The sequence below is a fragment of the Pantoea sp. Tr-811 genome (assembly GCF_011752535.1).
Taxonomy (GTDB): Bacteria; Pseudomonadota; Gammaproteobacteria; order Pseudomonadales; family Pseudomonadaceae; genus Aquipseudomonas.
On the sequence record NZ_VWXJ01000024.1, the window covers coordinates 13,343 to 33,384 of the forward strand.

Annotated in this window: 13 protein-coding genes; 8 read left to right on the forward strand and 5 right to left on the reverse strand. The window is 64.1% G+C overall.

Features of this window, described 5'->3' with window-relative positions:
• The first annotated feature begins 13 nt into the window (after positions 1-13).
• The 3 genes from F3J44_RS26215 (at position 14) to F3J44_RS26225 (ending at position 3,273) form a co-directional block, all read left to right on the forward strand.
• On the forward strand, positions 14-826 hold the full coding sequence (locus F3J44_RS26215) for an alpha/beta fold hydrolase (RefSeq protein ID WP_167059668.1): 813 nt from the start codon (positions 14-16) through the stop codon (positions 824-826).
• Positions 820-1,377 (forward strand): peptidylprolyl isomerase, encoded by a 558-nt coding sequence (locus F3J44_RS26220; protein ID WP_167059665.1) that lies wholly within the window; start codon positions 820-822, stop codon positions 1,375-1,377. The genes F3J44_RS26215 and F3J44_RS26220 overlap by 7 nt, the downstream gene beginning before the upstream one ends.
• Positions 1,378-1,440: 63 nt before the next feature.
• Positions 1,441-3,273: an ABC transporter ATP-binding protein gene (locus tag F3J44_RS26225; protein WP_167277352.1), complete on the forward strand. Its 1,833-nt coding sequence runs from the start codon at positions 1,441-1,443 to the stop codon at positions 3,271-3,273.
• 78 nt (positions 3,274-3,351) lie between these two features.
• Here the strand turns inward: F3J44_RS26225 and F3J44_RS26230 are convergent, their stop codons facing one another.
• Positions 3,352-4,479, reverse strand: coding sequence for a GNAT family N-acetyltransferase (locus tag F3J44_RS26230; protein ID WP_167277354.1), 1,128 nt, complete (start codon positions 4,477-4,479; stop codon positions 3,352-3,354).
• 263 nt (positions 4,480-4,742) lie between these two features.
• On the opposite strand from F3J44_RS26230, the gene F3J44_RS26235 reads away from it, so the two are divergent.
• Positions 4,743-5,987, forward strand: coding sequence for a putative porin (locus F3J44_RS26235; protein WP_167277356.1), 1,245 nt, complete (start codon positions 4,743-4,745; stop codon positions 5,985-5,987).
• A 162-nt stretch (positions 5,988-6,149) separates the two neighbouring features.
• On the opposite strand, the gene F3J44_RS26240 is transcribed toward F3J44_RS26235, so the two are convergent.
• Both F3J44_RS26240 and hrpA read right to left on the reverse strand, forming a co-directional pair.
• Positions 6,150-7,271 (reverse strand): beta-ketoacyl-ACP synthase III, encoded by a 1,122-nt coding sequence (locus F3J44_RS26240; protein ID WP_167277358.1) that lies wholly within the window; start codon positions 7,269-7,271, stop codon positions 6,150-6,152.
• A 177-nt stretch (positions 7,272-7,448) separates the two neighbouring features.
• Positions 7,449-11,354 carry an ATP-dependent RNA helicase HrpA gene (hrpA, locus tag F3J44_RS26245; RefSeq protein WP_167277360.1) on the reverse strand — a complete coding sequence of 1,302 codons (3,906 nt, stop codon included), beginning with the start codon at positions 11,352-11,354 and terminating at the stop codon, positions 7,449-7,451.
• Positions 11,355-11,852: 498 nt separating this feature from the next.
• On the opposite strand from hrpA, the gene F3J44_RS26250 reads away from it, so the two are divergent.
• Together F3J44_RS26250 and F3J44_RS26255 are read left to right on the forward strand one after the other, a co-directional pair.
• Positions 11,853-13,232, forward strand: a complete 1,380-nt coding sequence (locus F3J44_RS26250; RefSeq protein ID WP_205300196.1) for a glutamine synthetase family protein — start codon at positions 11,853-11,855, stop codon at positions 13,230-13,232.
• Positions 13,233-13,262: 30 nt separating this feature from the next.
• Positions 13,263-14,570, forward strand: a complete 1,308-nt coding sequence (locus F3J44_RS26255; RefSeq protein WP_167277362.1) for an FAD-binding oxidoreductase — start codon at positions 13,263-13,265, stop codon at positions 14,568-14,570.
• A 75-nt stretch (positions 14,571-14,645) separates the two neighbouring features.
• On the opposite strand, the gene fadD1 is transcribed toward F3J44_RS26255, so the two are convergent.
• Together fadD1 and fadD2 are read right to left on the reverse strand one after the other, a co-directional pair.
• Positions 14,646-16,340 (reverse strand): long-chain-fatty-acid--CoA ligase FadD1, encoded by a 1,695-nt coding sequence (fadD1, locus tag F3J44_RS26260; RefSeq protein ID WP_370526793.1) that lies wholly within the window; start codon positions 16,338-16,340, stop codon positions 14,646-14,648.
• 326 nt (positions 16,341-16,666) lie between these two features.
• Positions 16,667-18,355 carry a long-chain-fatty-acid--CoA ligase FadD2 gene (fadD2, locus tag F3J44_RS26265; protein WP_167277366.1) on the reverse strand — a complete coding sequence of 563 codons (1,689 nt, stop codon included), beginning with the start codon at positions 18,353-18,355 and terminating at the stop codon, positions 16,667-16,669.
• A 211-nt stretch (positions 18,356-18,566) separates the two neighbouring features.
• On the opposite strand from fadD2, the gene F3J44_RS26270 reads away from it, so the two are divergent.
• Together F3J44_RS26270 and F3J44_RS26275 are read left to right on the forward strand one after the other, a co-directional pair.
• On the forward strand, positions 18,567-19,511 hold the full coding sequence (locus F3J44_RS26270; RefSeq protein ID WP_167277368.1) for an alpha/beta hydrolase: 945 nt from the start codon (positions 18,567-18,569) through the stop codon (positions 19,509-19,511).
• Between the two features lie 34 nt (positions 19,512-19,545).
• The gene (locus tag F3J44_RS26275) at positions 19,546-20,016 is read left to right on the forward strand and encodes a MaoC family dehydratase (RefSeq protein WP_167059635.1); all 471 of its coding nucleotides are present in this window, start codon (positions 19,546-19,548) and stop codon (positions 20,014-20,016) included.
• Positions 20,017-20,042 lie beyond the last annotated feature (26 nt).

Below are 20,042 nucleotides of genomic sequence, written 5' to 3' on the forward strand. Positions count from 1 at the left end.
GAGGACCGCGCCCATGGCCTATTTCGAACATGAAGGATGCTCGCTGCATTATCAGGAATACGGCCAGGGTGAGCCCCTGGTGCTGCTGCACGGGCTGGGTTCCAGCAGCCAGGACTGGGAACTGCAGGTGCCGGAGCTGGCCCGCCACTACCGGGTGATCCTCATGGACATCCGCGGCCACGGCCGCTCCGACAAGCCCCGCGACGGCTACCAGATCGCCACCTTCAGCGCCGACCTGCTGGCCTTGCTGGAACACCTGCAAACGGGCCCGGTGCATTTCGTCGGCCTGTCCATGGGTGGCATGGTCGGCTTCCAGTTCGCCGTCGACCACCCGCAATGGCTGCGCAGCCTGTGCATCGTCAACAGCGCCCCCGAGGTCAAGCGGCGTACCCGCAGCGACTGGGTCTGGTGGCTCAAGCGCTGGGGCCTGGCGCGCCTGCTCAGCGTCGAGACGGTGGGCCAGGGCCTGGCCGCGCGGCTGTTCCCCAAGCCCGAACAAGGCGAGCTTCGGCGCAAGATGGCCGAACGCTGGGCACGCAACGACAAGCGCGCCTACCTGAAGAGCTTCGACGCCATCGTCGACTGGGGCGTGCAGGAACGCATCGGGCAGATTCGCTGTCCCACCCTGGTGATCGCCGCCGACCATGATTACACCCCGATACAACTCAAGGAGCGCTACGTCGCCCTGATGCCCAACGCCAGGCTGGTCGTCATCGACGATTCCCGGCACGCTACGCCCCTCGACCAACCCGAGGTCTTCAACCAGACCCTGCTGCAGTTCCTCGCAGCGGCATCCACCTCTCAAGGATCATTGAGCCCATGCTGAAAAAACTTCTGCTCACCGCCTGCTCGGTTGCCTTCGCCACCGGCGTCATGGCCTCCGACAAGACCCCGCACGTCCAGCTGGATACCAGCTTCGGCCAGGTCACCATCGAGCTCAATGCCGAAAAAGCGCCGGTCAGCACCAAGAATTTCCTGGCCTACGTGGACAGCGGTTTCTACAACAACACCATCTTCCACCGGGTAATTCCGGGCTTCATGGTGCAGGGCGGTGGCTTCACTGACCAGATGGTGCAGAAAGACACCAAGGACCCCATCAAGAACGAGGCCAGCAACGGCCTGCAGAACACCCGCGGCACCCTGGCCATGGCCCGCACCTCCAACCCCAACTCGGCCACCAGCCAGTTCTTCATCAACGTTGCCGACAATGACTTCCTCAACCCTGGCCGCGACGCCGGTTACGCCGTATTCGGCAAGGTGACCCAGGGCATGGAAGTGGTCGACCAGATCGTCAACTCGCCCACCACCGTGAAGAAAGGCATGCGCGACGTGCCGGCCGACCCGGTGTATATCAAATCTGCCAAACGCATCGACTGACCACGGGACTTCACACGGACGTGAGCCCTTCACCGGTCGGGTCTTACAGGAGTCTTGTCACCCATGTTGTTTCGCCGTTTCGAGCAATTGATCGACATTTTCCGCGACGCGCCCAGCGAGTCGCCGCCCAGCCAGGTCTGGCCGTTCTACCGGTACTACCTGCGCCAGGTGTGGCCCAGCTTTCTCGCCCTGTTGGTGGTCGGCCTGGTGGCCGCGCTGATCGAGGTGGCGATGTTCAGCTACCTCAGCCGCATCATCGACCTGGCCCAAGGCGCGCCCAACCCCAACTTCTTCAGCGAGCACAGCACTGAGCTGATCTGGATGCTGGTGGTGATCCTGCTGCTGCGGCCGCTGTTCTTCGGCCTGCATGACCTGCTGGTGCACCAGACCATCAGCCCCGGCATGACCAGCCTGATTCGCTGGCAGAACCACACCTACGTGCTCAAGCAGAGCCTGAACTTCTTCCAAAGCGACTTCGCCGGGCGCATCGCCCAGCGCATCATGCAAACCGGCAACTCGTTGCGCGACTCTGCGGTGCAGGCCGTCGACGCCCTGTGGCACGTGCTGATCTACGCGATCAGTTCACTGGTGCTGTTCGCCGAGGCCGACTGGCGGCTGATGCTGCCCTTGCTGGCCTGGATCGCCTGCTACATCGCGGCGCTGCGCTACTTCGTGCCGCGGGTGAAGGAGCGCTCGGTGATTTCCTCCGACGCCCGTTCCAAGCTGATGGGGCGCATCGTCGACGGCTACACCAACATCGCCACGCTCAAGCTGTTCGCCCACACCGACCATGAGCAGCAATACGCCCGGGAGGCCATCAGCGAGCAAACCGAGAAAACCCAGCTGGCATCGCGGGTTATCACCAGCATGGACGCCGTCATCACCAGCCTCAACGGCCTGCTGGTGGTGGTGACCACGGGGCTGGCGCTGTGGCTGTGGAGCCAGTCGCTGATCAGCGTGGGCGCCATCGCCCTGGCCACGGGCCTGGTGATCCGCATCGTCAACATGGCGGGCTGGATCATGTGGGTGGTCAACGGCATCTTCGAAAACATCGGCATGGTCCAGGACGGCCTGCAGACCATCGCCCAGCCGGTCACCGTCACCGACAAGCCCCAGGCGCCGGCGCTGAAGGTCAGCCGCGGCGCGGTACGCTTCGACGATGTGGACTTCCACTACGGCAAGGCGGCCAACGTGATCGAAGGCTTGAACCTGGATATCCGCCCGGGCGAAAAAATCGGCTTGATCGGCCCATCCGGGGCGGGTAAGTCGACCCTGGTGAACCTGCTGCTGCGCCTGTACGACGTGCAGGGTGGGCGCATTCTGATCGACGGCCAGGACATCGCCGAGGTCAACCAGGCCAGCCTGCGCGCGCAGATTGGCATGATTACCCAGGACACTTCCTTGCTGCACCGCTCGATTCGCGACAACCTGCTGTATGGCCGCCCCGACGCCAGTGAAGCGCAGATGCGCGAGGCGGTGCGCCGGGCGCGAGCCGACGGATTCATTCCGCAGTTGTCCGACGCCCAGGGCCGTACCGGTTTCGATGCCCATGTGGGCGAGCGTGGGGTCAAGCTGTCGGGTGGCCAGCGCCAGCGCATCGCCATCGCCCGGGTGCTGCTGAAGAATGCGCCGATCCTGATCATGGACGAGGCAACCTCGGCGCTGGACTCGGAGGTTGAGGCGGCGATCCAGGAAAGCCTGGAAACGCTGATGCAGGGCAAGACAGTAATCGCCATCGCCCACCGGCTGTCGACCATCGCCCGGATGGACCGGCTGGTGGTGCTGGACAAGGGGCGTATCGTCGAAAGTGGCAGCCACAGTGAACTGCTGGAGCAGCGGGGGCTGTATGCCCGCCTGTGGCATCACCAGACCGGGGGGTTTGTCGGGGTCGATTGACACCTTTTGCGGCCCTTTCGCGGGGCAAGCCCGCTCCTACAGGAGCGGGCTTGCCCCGCGAAGAAGCCAACCCAGTCCTCAATCCTTTCGGTACGGCAGCATCGCTCTGGCCTCCTCGGTATACCCCCGCACCCCTTCCCGCTCCTGCACCAGGAATTCCTCCACTGCCCGCCGCAACCCTGGGTGCAGCAGGTAATGCCACGAGCGCGTCAGCACCGGCTCGAACCCGCGAATCAGCTTGTGCTCACCCTGCGCCCCGGCATCGAAGCGCTGCAACCCCTCGGCAATGGCAAAGTCCATGCCCTGGTAGAAACACGTCTCGAAATGCAGCCGGTCGAATGCGTCCAGGCACCCCCAGTAGCGGCCAAACAGGCTGTCGCCGCCCACCAGGCTCAGGGCCATGGCCACGTCGCGGCCGCCCTGGCGCGCCATCACCACCCGCACCGCCTCGGGCATGCGCTCGGCCAGCAGGCTGAAGAACTCCCGCGTCAGGTAGGGCGAACGCCTGCGCACCGCGTAGGTGTTGGCGTAGCACAGGAACACGAAGTCCCACTGCGCCTCATTCAGCTCATCGCCCCGGTACCAGCGAAAGTCGATGCCCTGCCCCGCCACCTGCTCGCGCTCCTTGCGCATCTGCTTGCGCTTGCGTGAGCTCAAGGTGTCGAGAAAGTCCTGGAAGTCGCGGTAGCCGCGGTTGCGCCAGTGGAACTGGCAGCCCAGGCGCTCCATCCAGCCGGGCAAGCTCGCCATCTGCGTATCCAGCGCCGGGTCGGTGAAGTTGATGTGTGCCCCAGACAAGCCCGCCTTGCCCAGGTACTCGGGCAGGGCCTGCAGAATCAACAGGCCATCGGCCGGGTCGCGGGCCAGCAGGCGTGGGCCGCTGACCGGGCTGAACGGTACCGCGCCCAGCAGCTTGGGGTAATAGGCGATGCCGGCGCGCTCGCAGGCGTCGGCCCAGCCATGGTCGAACACGTACTCGCCATAGGAATGCCATTTGCGATAGGCCGGCAGCAGGGCCCGCACCTCGCCCTCGTGCTCCAGCACCAGGTGTTCGGCGGCCCAACCGGTGCTGCGCGCAACGCTGGCGCTGTCTTCCATGGCACTGAGAAAGGCATGGCGCAGAAATGGCTGGCCAGCGGGCACCAGGGCATCCCAGGTGGCCGCCGGCAGGTCGCGCAGATGGGCAAGGCTGTAGAGGCTGGTCACGGTTTCGGCTCTCCCTTTCAAGCCACCAGTATCGGCGATCAACCGCCCCTCACTCAAATGACGATCTGCCTGCCGTACCCCTTTGCTCTCAATTACTTAACAACAGTGCCACTAATTAGACATTATTCTGTCATTTGCCCCCGCAATACTTGCGCCTGTTTTCCGGAACCCCAGAACCTGTCTAGTCAGGCCCTTTCCGAAGACATGCCAACATGGGGGCGGCCGCTTGAGCCTCCCCAAATCTTTTCAGTAGGGAGAACCTTATGCGTCTTGTTTCTACACTTACCGGAGTGAGCCTCACCGGCATGATGCTGGCTCTGAGCACTCCGGCCAGTGCGGCCGTCGACGCCAAGCTGCTCGAAATGCTCCGCGCCAACGGCTCGATCAACCAGGCGCAGTACAACGAACTGCAGGGCGACCTGGCACAGGAAACCAAGGAAAAGGCCGCGCAAAAAGCTCAGTCCGACCGTATGAGCTCCTTCGAACAGAAAGTGGCATGGGCCGCCAAGACCCAAATCAAGGGTGACGTGCGCCTGCGTTACGAAGACGTCAACGTCGACAACCCGATCTCCCGCAGCCCCAACCAGGACCGCGAGCGCGTGCGTGCCCGCGTCGGCTTCTACAGCGAGATCAACCCGCAAGTCGACGCCGGTGTGCGTGTGGCCACCGGCAGCAGCGCCGATGCCCGCTCGACCAACCAGAGCCTGGACAACTACTTCGAGAAGAAAGCCCTGTGGGTCGACCTGGCCTACCTCGACTGGCACCCGACTGCCATCCCGAACCTGCACCTGATCGGCGGTAAGATGAACCAGCCGTGGGTGAGCATGGGCGACATCATCTGGGACAGCGACATCAACCCAGAAGGCGTGGCAGCCACCTACAAGACCAACCTCGGCCCTGCCGAAGTGTTCGGCAGCATCGGCCACTACAACCTGAAGGACAACGTCGACGGCGACGGCGTGCAGTACAAGCACGACGCACAGCTGTACGCTGCCCAGCTGGGTACCAAGTTCAACGCGGCTGACACCGTCAAGGTCACCGTCGGTGCCAGCTTGTATGGCTACGACAACGACAAGGCCTCGGCACTGCTGCGCTCGCTGGGCAACACCACCGACGAGTTCAACCTGGTGGAAGGCTTTGGCCAAGTGGACTTCACCGGCTTCGCCATCCCGCTGTCGGCTTACGGCCAGTACGTGAAGAACACCGAAAGCACCGATGGCAAGGACACTGCCTGGCTGGCCGGTCTGAAGACCAAGCTGGGTGCCTGGAGCCTGGACTACAACTACCGCGACGTACAGCGTAACGGTGTCGTGAGCCTGTTCACCGACTCCGACTTCGGCAACGGCTTCACCGGTTCCCGTGGCCACAAGTTCAAAGTGGGTTACGAAATCGACAAGAACTTCGCCCTGGGCGCGGCCTACCTGATGGCCAAGACCGACTACTCCAACCTGCCGAACAGCGACGCCAGCGTCGACACCCTGCAGGTGGACCTGGAAGCCAAGTTCTAAGCAACACTCTCCTCTGCTTCACTCTGAGGCAGGAAATGCTGACCCCATCCAGCATTTCCTGCCTTTTTTTGCTTTCGGGCGCATCGCGAGCTTTGCTCGCTCCTACCGGTCCGTGTAGGAGCGAGCGCAGCTCGCGATGCGCCGCACGCGGCGCCCATTCAATCAGCGTTTACGCAGAATCACGCTACCAATCGAATACCCCGCGCCAAACGAGCTCAGCACCCCCAGCGAGCCCTGCGCCAGGTCATCCTGGTACAGGTGGAAGGCGATCACCGACCCCGCCGAACTGGTATTGGCATAACGGTCGAGAATCACCGGTGCCTCGTGCTCGTTCACCTCACGCCCCATCAGCTTCTTGACGATCAGGTGGTTCATGCTGAGGTTGGCCTGGTGCAGCCAGAAGCGCTGCACGTCGCTAGGCTGCAGGTTGTGCTCGCCCAGGTGCGTGCCGATCAGTTCGGCAACCATCGGGCAAACTTCCTTGAACACCTTGCGCCCTTCCTGCACGAACAGTTTGTCGCGCGCACCGATGCCCTCTTCCGCTGCGCGGTTGAGGAAGCCGAAGTTGTTGCGGATGTTGTTGGAGAACGCGGTTTTCAGCTTGGTGCCGAGGATATCGAACTGGTGCTTGGAGCTGGCCTGGTCGGCACGCTCGACCAGCACGGCAGTGGCGGCATCACCAAAGATGAAATGGCTGTCGCGGTCGCGGAAGTTCAGGTGCCCGGTGCAGATTTCCGGGCTCACCACCAGCACGGCGCGGGACTGGCCCAGTTGCACGTTGTTGGCGGCCGTCTGGATGCCGAAGGTGGCCGACGAGCAGGCCACGTTCATGTCGAAGGCAAAGCCGTCGATGCCCAACGCCTGCTGTACCTCGATGGCAATTGCCGGGTACGGGCGCTGCAGGTTGGAGCAGGCAACGATCACCCCATCGACATCGGCGGCAGTACGGCCAGCACGCTCCAGCGCCTGGCGCGCGGCAGCCACACCCATTTCGCAGAGGATCGACTGCTCGTCGTTGGAACGCTCGGGCAGGCGCGGCTTCATGCGTTGCGGGTCGAGGATGCCGGCCTTGTCCATGACGAAGCGGCTCTTGATGCCCGAGGCCTTTTCGATGAAGGCCGCGTCGGAAACCGGGGCAGCTTCCAGTTCGCCACGTTCGATGGCGGCGGCGTTGTCCTGGTTGTACTGCGCTGACCAGGCGTTGAAGGAGGCCACCAGTTCTTCGTTGGAAATGCTCTGGGCCGGGGTATACAGGCCGGTGCCGCTGATCACGACGTTATGCACGATCGATCCTCTGCTCAAAGGCCATCGCCATGGGCGCTGGCTGGGAATATGGCAACTTAATGGCACCTTGGTACCAGTTTGAGAGCGAGGGCGTGGCCCTCGTTCGTGGGTGAACCCGCCCCCACAAGGGCCGCAACGCGGCCCAAATTGCATCAATATTGCCACATCTGCGGAAGTTTATCCCTCCACCTGGCTCCACTGTTTGCTCAAACGCTTGTCGGAAATCGGCACCTTGGTGCCCAGCTGCTGGGCGAACAGCGACACCCGGTATTCCTCCAGCCACCAGCGGTACAAGGTCAACTGCTCGTCGCGCTTGCCTTCCTGGGCGTGCTTGTCGGCCCGGGCCTTGTACTGCGCCCACAAGTTGCTCAGTTCACCGCTCCACACCCGGTCCTTCTGCACCTGGGAGCCGAGTTTTTCCAGGCGCAGTTCCACCGCCTTCAGGTAGCGCGGCAACTCCTTGAACCACACTGCTGGCGTCTCGCGCACAAAGCCCGGGTACACCAGGTTGGCCAGCTGCTGCTTGATGTCATTGAGCGCCACGGCCTGGCTCAGGTCGATCTTGCCCTTGAAGCGCTTTTGCAGGCCGTGCCACAGTTTCAGCACTTCCAGGGTCTGCCGGGCCAGGCGCTCGGCATGCTCGGCCCAACTGCCCCGCTTGCGCTCGGCAAGCCCGGCCAAGGCCGCGCCATCACGGGGCAGCGGGGTTTCGCCATCGAGGATGCAGCTGTCCAGGCTGGCCAGCAGAATGTCTTCTACCAGTGCCTCGATACGCCCCAGTTCGCGGTACAACAAGCCCAGTTCGGTCAGCCCCGGCAACTTGCCGCGCAGGAACTTGGCAGGCTCGGCCAGTTGCTGCAGCAACAGACGCTGCAAGGCGCGGCGGTGCTGGTACTGCGCTTCGGCCTGGGTCGAGAAGCGGCCTTCACGCACGGTGCCGGCCTCTTCCACCAACGCCGGGTACACCGTCATCGACAGGCCGGCGATATTCTGCTGGGCGGTTTGTTTCACTTCGCTGAAGGCCTTGGCCTGCACCGGCTGCTCGTTCTTTTCAGTACGCGGCACGGCCAGTGCGGCTTGGCTGGCAGCGGCAAAGCGCGCGGTCAGTTCGGCCAGGTCGCGGCCTTCGCCAAGGAACTTGCCCTGGCCGTCGACCACCTCGATGTTCATCCGCAGGTGGCCTTCCACCAGTTCCACCGACTCGGCCCAGGCCTCGTCCGACACCCGCGCCCCGGTCATGCGCAGCAGCTCCTGGCCCAGGGCCTGGGGCAATGCGCCCTGGCCGAAGGTCATGCGCGCCAGGGAGGCCTTGACGAAGTCCGGCACCGGCACGAAGTTCTTGCGCAGGGCCTTGGGCAGGTTGCGCACCAGCGCCACGCACTTGGCTTCTAGCAGGCCCGGCACCAGCCATTCCAGGCGCTCGCCCGGCAGGCTCGGCAGCAGCGGCGCCGGCACCCGCACGGTCACGCCGTCGCGGGGGTGGCCCGGCTCGAAGTGGTAGGTCAGCGGCAGGCGCAGTTCGCCCACCTGCAGGCTGTCGGGGTACTGCGCGGCGGTGACTTCGCTGGCCTCGCGGGCCAGCACGTCTTCCTCGCGCATGATCAACAGGTTGGCATCCTTCTGGCTGCCCATGCGGTACCAGCTGTCGAAGGTCGCGGTCTGGTGAATTTCCGCCGGCAGGCGCGCCTCGTAGAAGGCGTACAAGGTTTCTTCGTCGGCCAGGATGTCGCGGCGGCGGGCCTTGGCTTCAAGCTCATCGAGCTGTTCGAGCAGGCGCTTGTTTGCCGCCAGGCACTTGGCCCGCGACTGGATTTCGCCGCCGACCAAGCCTTCGCGGATAAACAGCTCGCGCGAAGTGACCGGGTCGATCGGGCCGAAATGCACCGGACGGCGCCCCACCAGAATCAGCCCGTACAGGGTGATCTGCTCATAGGCCACCACCTGCCCGCGCTTCTTCTCCCAGTGCGGTTCGAAGTGGTTCTTCTTGACCAGGTGCCCGGCCAGCGGCTCGATCCAGTCCGGTTCGATCTTGGCCACCATGCGTGCATACAGCTTGGTGGTTTCCACAAGCTCCGCGGCCATCACCCACTGTGGGCGCTTGCGGCCAATGCCAGAAGACGGGTGCACCCAGAAGCGCCGCTGGCGGGCACCCTGGTAGTCGCCTTCCTCGGTCTTCTGGCCGATCTGGCTGAGCAGGCCGCTGAGGATCGCCTTGTGCACCTTCAGGTAGTCGGACGGCTCCTTGTTCACCGTCAGCTGCAGGTCGCGGCAAATCAGCGCCAGCTGGCGATGGGCATCACGCCACTCACGCAGGCGCAGGTAATTCAGGAAGTTCTTGCGGCACCAGTTGCGCAGCGGGTTGGCGGTCAGCGCCTGGCGCTGCTCCTCGAAACCGCGCCACAGGTTGACCAGCGCGGCGAAGTCGGAGTCGACGTCCTTCCACTGGGCATGCGCCTGGTCGGCAGCCTGCTGGCGCTCGGGCGGGCGCTCACGCGGGTCTTGTACCGACAGCGCACTGGTGACGATCAGCACTTCCTGCAAGCTGCCCTGGCGGGCGCCTTCGAGCAGCATGCGGCCCAGCCGCGGGTCGATCGGCAGGCGCGCCAGCTGGCGGCCGATCGGCGTCAGCTGGTTCTCGCGATTGACCGCCGACAGTTCCTGCAGCAGGTTGAAACCGTCGCTGATGGCCTTGCCATCCGGCGGCTCGATGAACGGGAAGGCATCGATGGCGCCCAGGCGCAGGTGCAGCATCTGCAAGATCACCGCCGCCAGGTTGGTGCGCAGGATCTCGGGGTCGGTGAACGCCGGGCGGCCGTTGAAGTCTTCCTCGCTGTACAGGCGCACGCAAATGCCCGGCTCAACCCGCCCGCAGCGGCCCTTGCGCTGGTTGGCGCTGGCCTGGGACACCGCCTCGATCGGCAGGCGCTGAACCTTGGCGCGGTAGCTGTAGCGGCTGATGCGTGCAGTGCCGGTGTCGATCACGTAACGGATGCCAGGCACGGTCAGCGAGGTTTCCGCAACGTTGGTGGCCAGCACCACGCGGCGCCCGGTGTGGGCCTGGAATATGCGCTGCTGCTCGGCCGGCGACAGCCGCGCATACAATGGCAGGATCTCGGTATGGCGCAACTGCGCCTTGCGCAGGATCTCGGCGGCATCGCGAATTTCCCGCTCTCCCGGCAGGAACACCAGCACATCGCCTGGGCCCTTGCCCACGCTGCGCTCGTGCTGGGCGATCTCGTCGAGGGTGGCAAGGATGGCCTGGTCGACGGTGAGGTCGTCCTCGACCTGGTTGCCCTCCTCGTCCTGCTCGCTGGTCAGCGGGCGGTACCAGGTTTCCACCGGGAAGGTGCGGCCCGACACCTCGATGATCGGCGCGCCGTCGAAGTGCTTGGAGAAACGCTCCAGGTCGATGGTCGCCGAGGTGATGATCAGCTTCAGGTCCGGGCGGCGGTGCAGCAAGGTTTTCAGGTAGCCGAGCAGGAAGTCGATGTTCAGGCTGCGCTCGTGGGCTTCGTCGACGATGATCGTGTCGTAGCGTTCGAGGAAGCGGTCGTGCTGGGTTTCGGCCAGCAGGATGCCGTCGGTCATGAGCTTGACCAGGGTGTTGGCATCGCTCTGGTCTTCGAAACGCACCTGGTAGCCCACCAAACCACCCAGCGGCGTGCCCAGCTCCTCGGCCACCCGCGCCGCGACACTGCGCGCAGCAATCCGGCGCGGCTGGGTGTGGGCGATCAGGCCATGGCTGCCACGGCCCAGTTCCAGGCAGATCTTCGGCAACTGGGTGGTCTTGCCCGAACCGGTTTCACCGGCGATCACCAGCACCTGGTGCTCGGCCAGGGCCTTCTTGATGTCGTCGCGCTTGGCGGCGATCGGCAGGCTGTCGTCGTAGCGGATACGCGGCACGCTGTTTTGGCGTGCGGTGACCTGGGCGCAGGAGGCCTGGACCTTTTCCACCCACTGGGCAAGCTTGGCCTCGTCTGGGCGCTTGCGCAGTTCATGCAGTTGCCGGCGCAGGCGATGGCGGTCGGCGATCATGGCGTGGTCGAGGTTTTGCAGCAGTTTGTCGATGGCGTGGTCAGTCATGGGGCTTTTTAGTGATGCAGGTGGGCCTGCTTTTTCATGATCGGCATTCGGAAAGTTGGGCGATTGTCGCAGATTTGCCGGTTCTCTGCTGCCTGTACCGGCCCTTTCGCGGGGCAAGCCCGCTCCTACAGGTTTTGAATCTGTAGGAGCGGGCTTGCCCCGCGAAAGGGCCGGCACAGGCAAAGAGAATGTTTAGCCAACCACGATGTAAAGGTTGCCATTCACTGCTTTAATCAACCTTACGCCGCATGTGAGTATCAAAGGCATGACCCCCGCCCAGCCGATCGCCCCTCCGTCGTCCCGCCCTTCGCTGCCGAAGGCCCGGACCCGTGCCGGGGAAAATCCGCTGGTGCACATCATCCTCGCCTTCTGGGCCCTGTGGCACTGCCGCCACGCCCGCCCACCGGATCATTCGCCCACCTGTTCGTGACCAAACCCGGCCAGCACCTGGCCGTTTGACTCGACTGGACCGCGCCTGCGCGCAGGTTCCATGCCCTCGTGAGCGAAACCATCATGCACTTTGCACCTGTAGAGCAGGCCAGCCGTTTCCTGGCTGAAAACCCCGATATCGAACTGTTCGAGCTGTTCATCCTCGACGCCAACGGCGTGCCCCGCGGCAAGCTGCTGCACCGCGAGGAACTGCTGGCCGTGTTCCAGAGCGGTCGCCCGCTGCCGAGTACCATCCTGGGCCTGACCCTCAATGGCGACGACGTGGAAAACTCAGGCCTGGTCTGGGACGTGGGTGACATCGATTGCCGCGCCTACCCGCTGGAGGGCAGCCTGGTTCGCCTGCCCTGGCGCCGCGTGCCAACCGCGGCGGTACAGGTCAGCATGCACCCCAGCGAAGGCCGGCCGGCCAGCGTCGCCGACCCGCGCCACGTGCTGCTGCGCACCGTCGAAGCGCTCAAGGCCGATGGCTACCACCCGGTGATGGCCTGCGAACTTGAGTTCTACCTGCTCGACCAGCAACGCGACGCCCAGGGCCGCCCGCAACCTGCGCTGGACAACGACGGCGGCCGCCCGCGCAGCACCCAGGTGTATGGCCTGCGCGAGCTGGAGCAGATCGAACCCTTCCTGGCCGACCTCTACGCCGCCTGCAAGGCCCAGTGCATCCCTGCGCGCACGGCGATCTCGGAATACGCCCCGGGCCAGGTGGAAATCACCCTGGAACACGGCGATGCCCTGGCAGCCATGGACCAGGCCGTGCGCTACAAACGCCTGGTCAAGGGTGTGGCCCATGCCCACGGCATGCAGGCCTGCTTCATGGCCAAGCCGTTCGCGCAACTGGCCGGCACCGGCATGCACATGCACCTGAGCCTGGCCGACAGTGCCGGCAACAACCTGTTCGCCAGCGACGACAAGGCCGGCACCCCGCTGCTGCGCCAGGCCGTGGCCGGCATGCTGCGCCACCTGCGCGAATCGTTGCTGCTGTTCTGCCCCAACGCCAACTCGTTCCGCCGCTTCCAGGCCAACAGCTATGCCCCGCTGGCGCCCACCTGGGGGGTCGACAACCGCACGGTGAGCCTGCGCGTGCCGGGCGGCCCGGCCAACAGCCGGCATGTGGAACACCGCATCTGCGGCGCCGATGCCAACCCCTACCTGGCCGCTGCCGCCATTCTCGCCGCCAGCCACTACGGCATTCGCGAGCAGCTGGACCCCGGCGCCCCGGTCGAGGGCAACGGCTATGCCCAGGCCATCGAACACCTGCCCACCGACTGGCTGACCGCCCTTGATGCCCTGGAACGCTCGGAGTGGGCCCGCGAAGCCCTTGGCGATGCCTTCCTCGGCGTTTATCTGAAGGTCAAGCGCGCCGAGTATCGCCAGTTCATGGCCGAAGTCAGCGAGCAGGACTGGCGCTGGTACCTGCACCAGGCCTGAGCCTTACCCTTTCAAGAACAAGGAACACCCATGAACGCAGCATTGAACGACGGCCCGGCCCAGCGCGCGCCGTCCTATTACAGCGCCACGCTCAACGACCACACCGCCTACCCGCAGCTTAAAGGCACGGTGCAGGTCGACGTGGCGATCATCGGCGGCGGTTTCACCGGCGTCGCCACCGCCGTGGAACTGGCCGAGCGCGGCCTGAAGGTGGCCATCGTCGAAACAAACCGCATCGGCTGGGGCGCCAGCGGGCGCAACGGCGGCCAGGTGACCGGCAGCCTCTCGGGCGACGAAGCCATGCGCACGCAGATGCGCAAGCGCCTGGGCAGCGAGGTGGACGATTTCATCTGGCACCTGCGCTGGCGCGGTCACCAGGTCATCGAGCAGCGGGTCGCACGCTATGGCATTGACTGCGACCTCAAGCGTGGCCACCTGCATGCAGCGATGAAACCGTCGCACATGCAGGAACTGCGCAGTTTCCAGGCCGAGGCCGAGCGCCGTGGCATGGGCGAGCAGGTTCAGTTGCTCGACCGCGAGGGCGTTGCCGAACACCTGCAGAGCCCGTTGTACCTGGGCGCGCTGAAGAACCTGCGCAACCTGCACCTGCACCCGCTCAACCTGTGCCTGGGCGAAGCCCGCGCCGCCCACGGCCTGGGCGCGCTGATTTTCGAAAACTCCGAAGTGCTGGAGATCGTCCACGGCCCGCGCCCGGCCGTGGTCACCGCCCACGGCAGGGTCGAGGCGCACCAGGTGATGCTGGCCGGGGACGTCTATCACAGGCTGGAAAAACGCCAGCTCAAGGGCAAGATCTTTCCGGCCATGGGTGGCATCGTCACCACCGCGCCGCTGGGTGAGCTGGCCGAGCAGATCAACCCGCAGGACCTGGCGGTGTACGACTGCCGCTTCGTCCTCGACTACTACCGCCTGACGGCCGACAAGCGCCTGCTGTTCGGCGGCGGCGCCAACTATTCGGGCAAGGATTCACGCGACATCGAAGGCGAGCTGCGCCCGTGCATCGAGCGCACCTTCCCCGCACTCAAGGGCGTGCCAATCGAGTTCCAGTGGAGCTGCGCCATGGGCATCGTGGTCAACCGCATCCCGCAACTGGGCAAGCTGTCGGAAAACGTGTGGTATTGCCAGGGCTACTCCGGGCACGGCATCGCCACCAGCCACATCATGGGCGAGATCATGGCCAAGGCGTTGACCGGGGCGCTGGAGCAGTTCGACACCTTCGCGGCGTGCAAGCACGTGCGGGTGCCGATGGGGGATTTGCTGGGGAACCCGCTGCTGGCGGCGGGGATGTGGTACTACCAGATGCTGGAGAAATTGCGCTGATTGTACTGGCCCTTCGCGGGGCAAGCCCGCTCCTACAAGGAGCGGGCTTGCCCCGCGAAGGGCCCACGAGGTCAATCAAGCGATCTTCTTCAGGCCCTGCTTCTTCAACTCTTCATCGCGCAACTCACGGCGCAGGATCTTGCCCACGTTGGTGGTCGGCAAGGCATCACGGAACTCGATGAATTTTGGCACCTTGTAGCCGGTGACGTTGGCACGCATGTGCTCCATCACCTGTTCCTTGGTCAGGGTCATGCCCGGTTTGACCACGATGAACACCTTGATCACCTCGCCGGATTTTTCGTCCGGCACACCGATCGCCGCGCACTGCAGCACGCCCGGCAAGGCGGCGAGCACGTCTTCGAGCTCGTTGGGGTACACGTTGAAGCCCGACACCAGGATCATGTCCTTCTTGCGGTCGACGATGCGCATGTAGCCGTCGGCCTGAATCAGGGCGATGTCACCGGTTTTCAGCCAGCCTTCGCTGTCGAGAATCTCGGCGGTGGCGTCTTCACGCTGCCAGTAGCCCTTCATCACCTGCGGGCCCTTCACGCACAGCTCGCCGACCTCGCCCAGGGGCAGTTCATTGCCCGCATCGTCGATCACCTTGCACAGGGTAGACGGCACCGGAATGCCGATGGTGCCCACCTGGTTGGCCTCGGCCGGGTTCACCGCTGCCACCGGGCTGGTTTCGGTCATGCCGTAGCCTTCGCAAATGGCGCAACCGGTAACGGTTTTCCAGCGCTCGGCCACGCTCAACTGCAAGGCCATGCCGCCGGACAGGGTGATTTTCAGCGCCGAGAAGTCCAGCGCGCGGAACGCCTCGTTGTTGCACAGGGCGACGAACAAGGTATTCAAGCCAACGAAACCGCTGAACTTCCACTTGCCCAGTTCCTTGACCATGGCCGGCAGGTCGCGCGGGTTGCTGATCAGCACGTTGTGGTTGCCGATCAGCATCATTGCCATGCAATGGAAGGTAAAGGCATAGATGTGGTACAGCGGCAGCGGCGTGATCAGTATCTCGCAGCCTTCCTGCAGGTTCGAGCCCATCAGGGCGCGGCACTGCAGCATGTTGGCCACCAGGTTGCGGTGGGTGAGCATCGCCCCCTTGGCAACGCCTGTGGTGCCACCGGTGTACTGCAGCACCGCCACATCGTTGGCCTGCGGGTTGGCTTCGGTAACCGGCTGGCCCTTGCCCAGCGCCAGGGCGTCGTTGAAGCGCACGGCGCCCGGCAGGTTATAGGCCGGCACCATCTTCTTCACGTACTTGATCACGCTGTTGATCAGCAGGCGCTTGAGCGGTGGCAGCAGGTCGGCCACTTCGGTGACGATGACGTGCTTGACCTGGGTCTTGGGCACCACCTTCTCGGCCAGGTGGGCCATGTTGGCAAGGCACACCAAGGCCTTGGCCCCGGAGTCGTTGAACTGGTGTTCCATTTCCCGCGTGGTGTAGAGCGGGTTGGTGTTGACCACGATCAGGCCTGCACGCAGGGCGCCGAACACGGCGACCGGGTATTGCAGGACGTTGGGCAGTTGCACGGCAATCCGGTCCCCCGGCTTGAGGTCGGTGTGCTGCTGCAGCCAGGCAGCGAAGGCGCCCGACAGCGCGTACAACTCGCCGTAGGTGATGGTCTTGCCCAGGTTGCTAAAGGCCGGTTTGTTGGCAAAGCGTTGGCAGGATTGCTTGAGTACCGCCTGGATGTTGGGGAAATCGTCAGGATTGATTTCCGCCGTGATCCCGGCTGGGTATTTATCCTTCCAAAAATGTTCGATCATGGAAGCCCACTCCTTCAGCAACAGCGAAGTTCGATTCACGCGTCGATGCGTTTATTATTGATATGAGATGAGGGTTGGTTGCAAACCTGATCATCTGAAAGCGGGCCGAGAGTAACAGCTTTGTTTGGGGTCGCCTAGGGGCCAAGACAGGCCTTGCAGTCACAAAAATGACTCAATGAACGATACAGGTCATTTTTAGAGTATTTAACCAAAATGTCGCGAATCGGGCTGTGATGCGCCTGTTAGAGCACCTGTTGGGCCTTCGCGGGGCAAGCCCGCTCCTACACACCGAGCGGGGTTGCCCCGCGAAGGCTAAACCAGTATCAGGCGATATCACGCAGCTCCCGCCGCAAAATCTTGCCCACCGGCGTCATCGGCAGCGACTCGCGCAGCACGATGTGCTTGGGCACCTTGTAGCCGGTGAAGTTGGCCTTGCAGTAGGCCTTGAGCTCTTCCACGCTCACCCCGCCCTCGCGCGCGACCACGAACAGTTTCACCGCCTCCCCCGACTTCTCGTCCGGCACACCGATAGCCGCGCAATTGGCCACTTGCGGGTGGCCCATCACCACGTCTTCGATTTCATTGGGGTACACGTTGAAGCCCGAGACGATAATCATGTCCTTCTTGCGGTCGACGATGCGGGTGAAGCCGTCCGGGTCGATCACGGCAATATCGCCGGTCTTGAACCAACCGTCGGCGTCCAGCGCCTGGGCCGTGGCTTCGGGCTGCTGCCAGTAGCCCTTCATCACCTGCGGGCCCTGGATGCACAACTCGCCGCGCTCGCCCAGGGGCTGCTCATTGCCTTCGTCGTCGATCACCTTGAACGCCGTGCCCGGCACCGGCATGCCCACCGTGCCCAGGCGCGCCAGCTGGCCGTAGGGGTTGGTGCTGGCCACCGGCGAGGTTTCGGTCAGGCCGTAGCCTTCGACGATGCGGCAGCCGGTAAGCTCTTCCCAGCGCTCGGCAGTGGCCTTGACCAGCGCCGTGCCGCCCGAGTTGGTGACCTTCAATGCCGAGAAGTCCAGCTGGCGGAAACCGGGGTGGTCCATCAGCGCAACGAACAACGTGTTCAAGCCCAGCAACGCGGAAAACCGCCACTTGCCCAGTTCCTTGATAAAGCCTGGGATATCGCGCGGGTTGGTGATCAGCACGTTGTGGTTGCCAGTGACCATCATGCACATGCAGTTCGCGGTGAAGGCATAGATGTGGTACAGCGGCAACGGCGCGATCATCACCTCCTGGCCTTCGCGGATCAGTTGCTGGCCGTCCGGGCCGCGCTGGGCGAAGCAGGCCAGCACCTGCAGCATGTTCGCCACCAGGTTGCCATGGGTGAGCATGGCGCCCTTGGCCAGGCCCGTGGTGCCGCCGGTGTACTGCAACACGGCGACGTCGCCCAGCGCCTGCGGCACCGGCGTGTGGGCCAGGTTGCGGCCCTGGCGCAGCACCTGCTTGAAAGGGATGGCCTGGGGCAGGTGGTAGGCCGGCACCATCTTCTTCACCTTGTCGACCACGGTGTTGATCAGCCAACCCTTGGCGGCAGGCAACATATCGCCCATCCTGGCCTCGATCAGGTACTCGATGCCGGTGTCGGGCAATACCTCCTGCACGCGCTTGCCGAACATGTTCAGGTACACCAGGGCGCGGGCGCCGGCGTCCTTGAACTGGTGGCGCATCTCGCGCTCGGTGTACAGCGGGTTGGTATTGACCACGACCAGCCCGGCGCGCAGGGCGCCGAACACGGCGATGGGGTATTGCAGGACGTTGGGCATCTGCACCGCGATACGGTCGCCAGGCTTGAGGTCGGTATGCTGCTGCAGCCAGGCGGCGAAGGCTGCCGAGTATTGTTCGAGCTCGGCGTAGCTCAGGGTCACGCCCAGGTTGCTGAAGGCCGGGCGGCCGGCGAAGCGCTTGCAGGAGCGCTCGAACACCTCGACCACCGAGGCGTAGGCGTGCATGTCCAGGGTTGAAGGTACGCCCTCCGGGCGCTTGTCGTTCCAGAAGTCGGCTTGCATTTATTATTGTTCCTCTGCCTGAGCCCGTGCTGATTCCCTGCCCCGTCCACCGGGTGGCGAACGGGCGTTGCAGCGACGTTAGCAGGTAACCCCGAGGTGGCATATACGCCAAGTGCCGCCATTAACATTGTGAATCTCTTTTGTGCCCTTCCTGCAATTCGCACGGTTGTGCATACACTGTGCGGGTACCCTTCGCACCCAAGGACTCGCCATGCCCCACGATGCCTTCTGGCTGCCTGCCAGCGCGCACTGCAGCCTGTACGTGCACCAATGGTTGCCGGCCACGCCGGTCAAGGCCGTGGTGCTGCTGGCGCATGGCATGGCCGAGCATGCCGGGCGCTACCAGCGTCTGGGCCAGGCCTTGAGCGAACACGGCTTCGCCCTGCTGGCAGCAGACCTGCGCGGCCACGGGCGCAGCGCCGAGCAGGGCAGCCTCGGCCTGTTCGCCCGGCATCATGGCTGGAATGCCGTGGTCAACGACCTGGGGCTGCTGGCCCAGCACATTGGCCAGCAATTTCCCTGCACGCCCTTGTTCCTGTTTGGCCACAGCATGGGCAGCTACATCGCCCAGGCCTACCTGTTGCACCACAGTGGCAGCCTGCACGGGGCAATCCTCAGCGGCTCCAACTTCCAGCCGCCGGCTCTGTACCGCGTGGCGCGCCAGATCGCCCGGCTGGAAACCTGGCGCCAGGGCCCGCTGGGCCAGAGCGCGCTGATCGAGTGGCTGTCGTTTGGCGCGTTCAACAAGGCCTTCAAGCCCAACCGCACGGCCTTCGACTGGCTCAGCCGCGACCCGGCCGAGGTGGACAAGTACATCAACGACCCCCTATGCGGCTTTCGCTGCAGCAACCAGCTATGGCTCGACCTGCTGCAAGGGCTGGCGCATATCAGCCAGCCACGCAACCTTGCGCAGATCGACCCGAACCTGCCGATGCTGGTCATCGGCGGCGAATGTGATCCGGTGAGTGCTGGCAAGCGTCTCACCCACCTGGCCGATGCCCTGCGCGCGACCGGTAATCGACACGTACGGCTGCGCGTCTATCCTCAAGCGCGGCATGAAGTGCTGAATGAACTCAATCGCGACGAGGTCACCGGCGATATAATCGCCTGGCTGGAGCAGGCGCTGGCCCTAGGCCGCCCTGCCCGCAGTGAATGATAGCGGCCCTCGTCCGCCCTTTAAGGAAGCTCCGATGACCCAGGTCACCAACACGCCTTACGAAGCCCTCGAAGTCGGCCAGAAAGCCGAATACAAGAAGTCCGTAGAAGAGCGCGACATCCAGCTGTTCGCCGCCATGTCCGGCGACCACAACCCAGTGCACCTGGACGCCGAATTCGCCGCCAAGAGCATGTTCAAGGAACGCATTGCCCACGGCATGTTCAGCGGCGCCCTGATCAGCGCGGCAGTGGCGTGCACCCTGCCCGGCCCTGGCACCATCTACCTGGGCCAGCAGATGAGCTTCCAGAAGCCTGTGAAGATTGGCGACAGCCTGACCGTGCGCCTGGAAATTCTCGAGAAACTGCCCAAGTTCAAGGTGCGCATCGCCACCAACGTGTACAACCAGAACGACGAGCTGGTGGTCGAGGGCGTGGCTGAAATCCTGGCGCCGCGCAAGCAGCAGACCGTCGAGCTGGTGTCGCCGCCGAACTTCGTGGCCGGCTGACAGCCGCGCTGGTACACCTGTAGGAG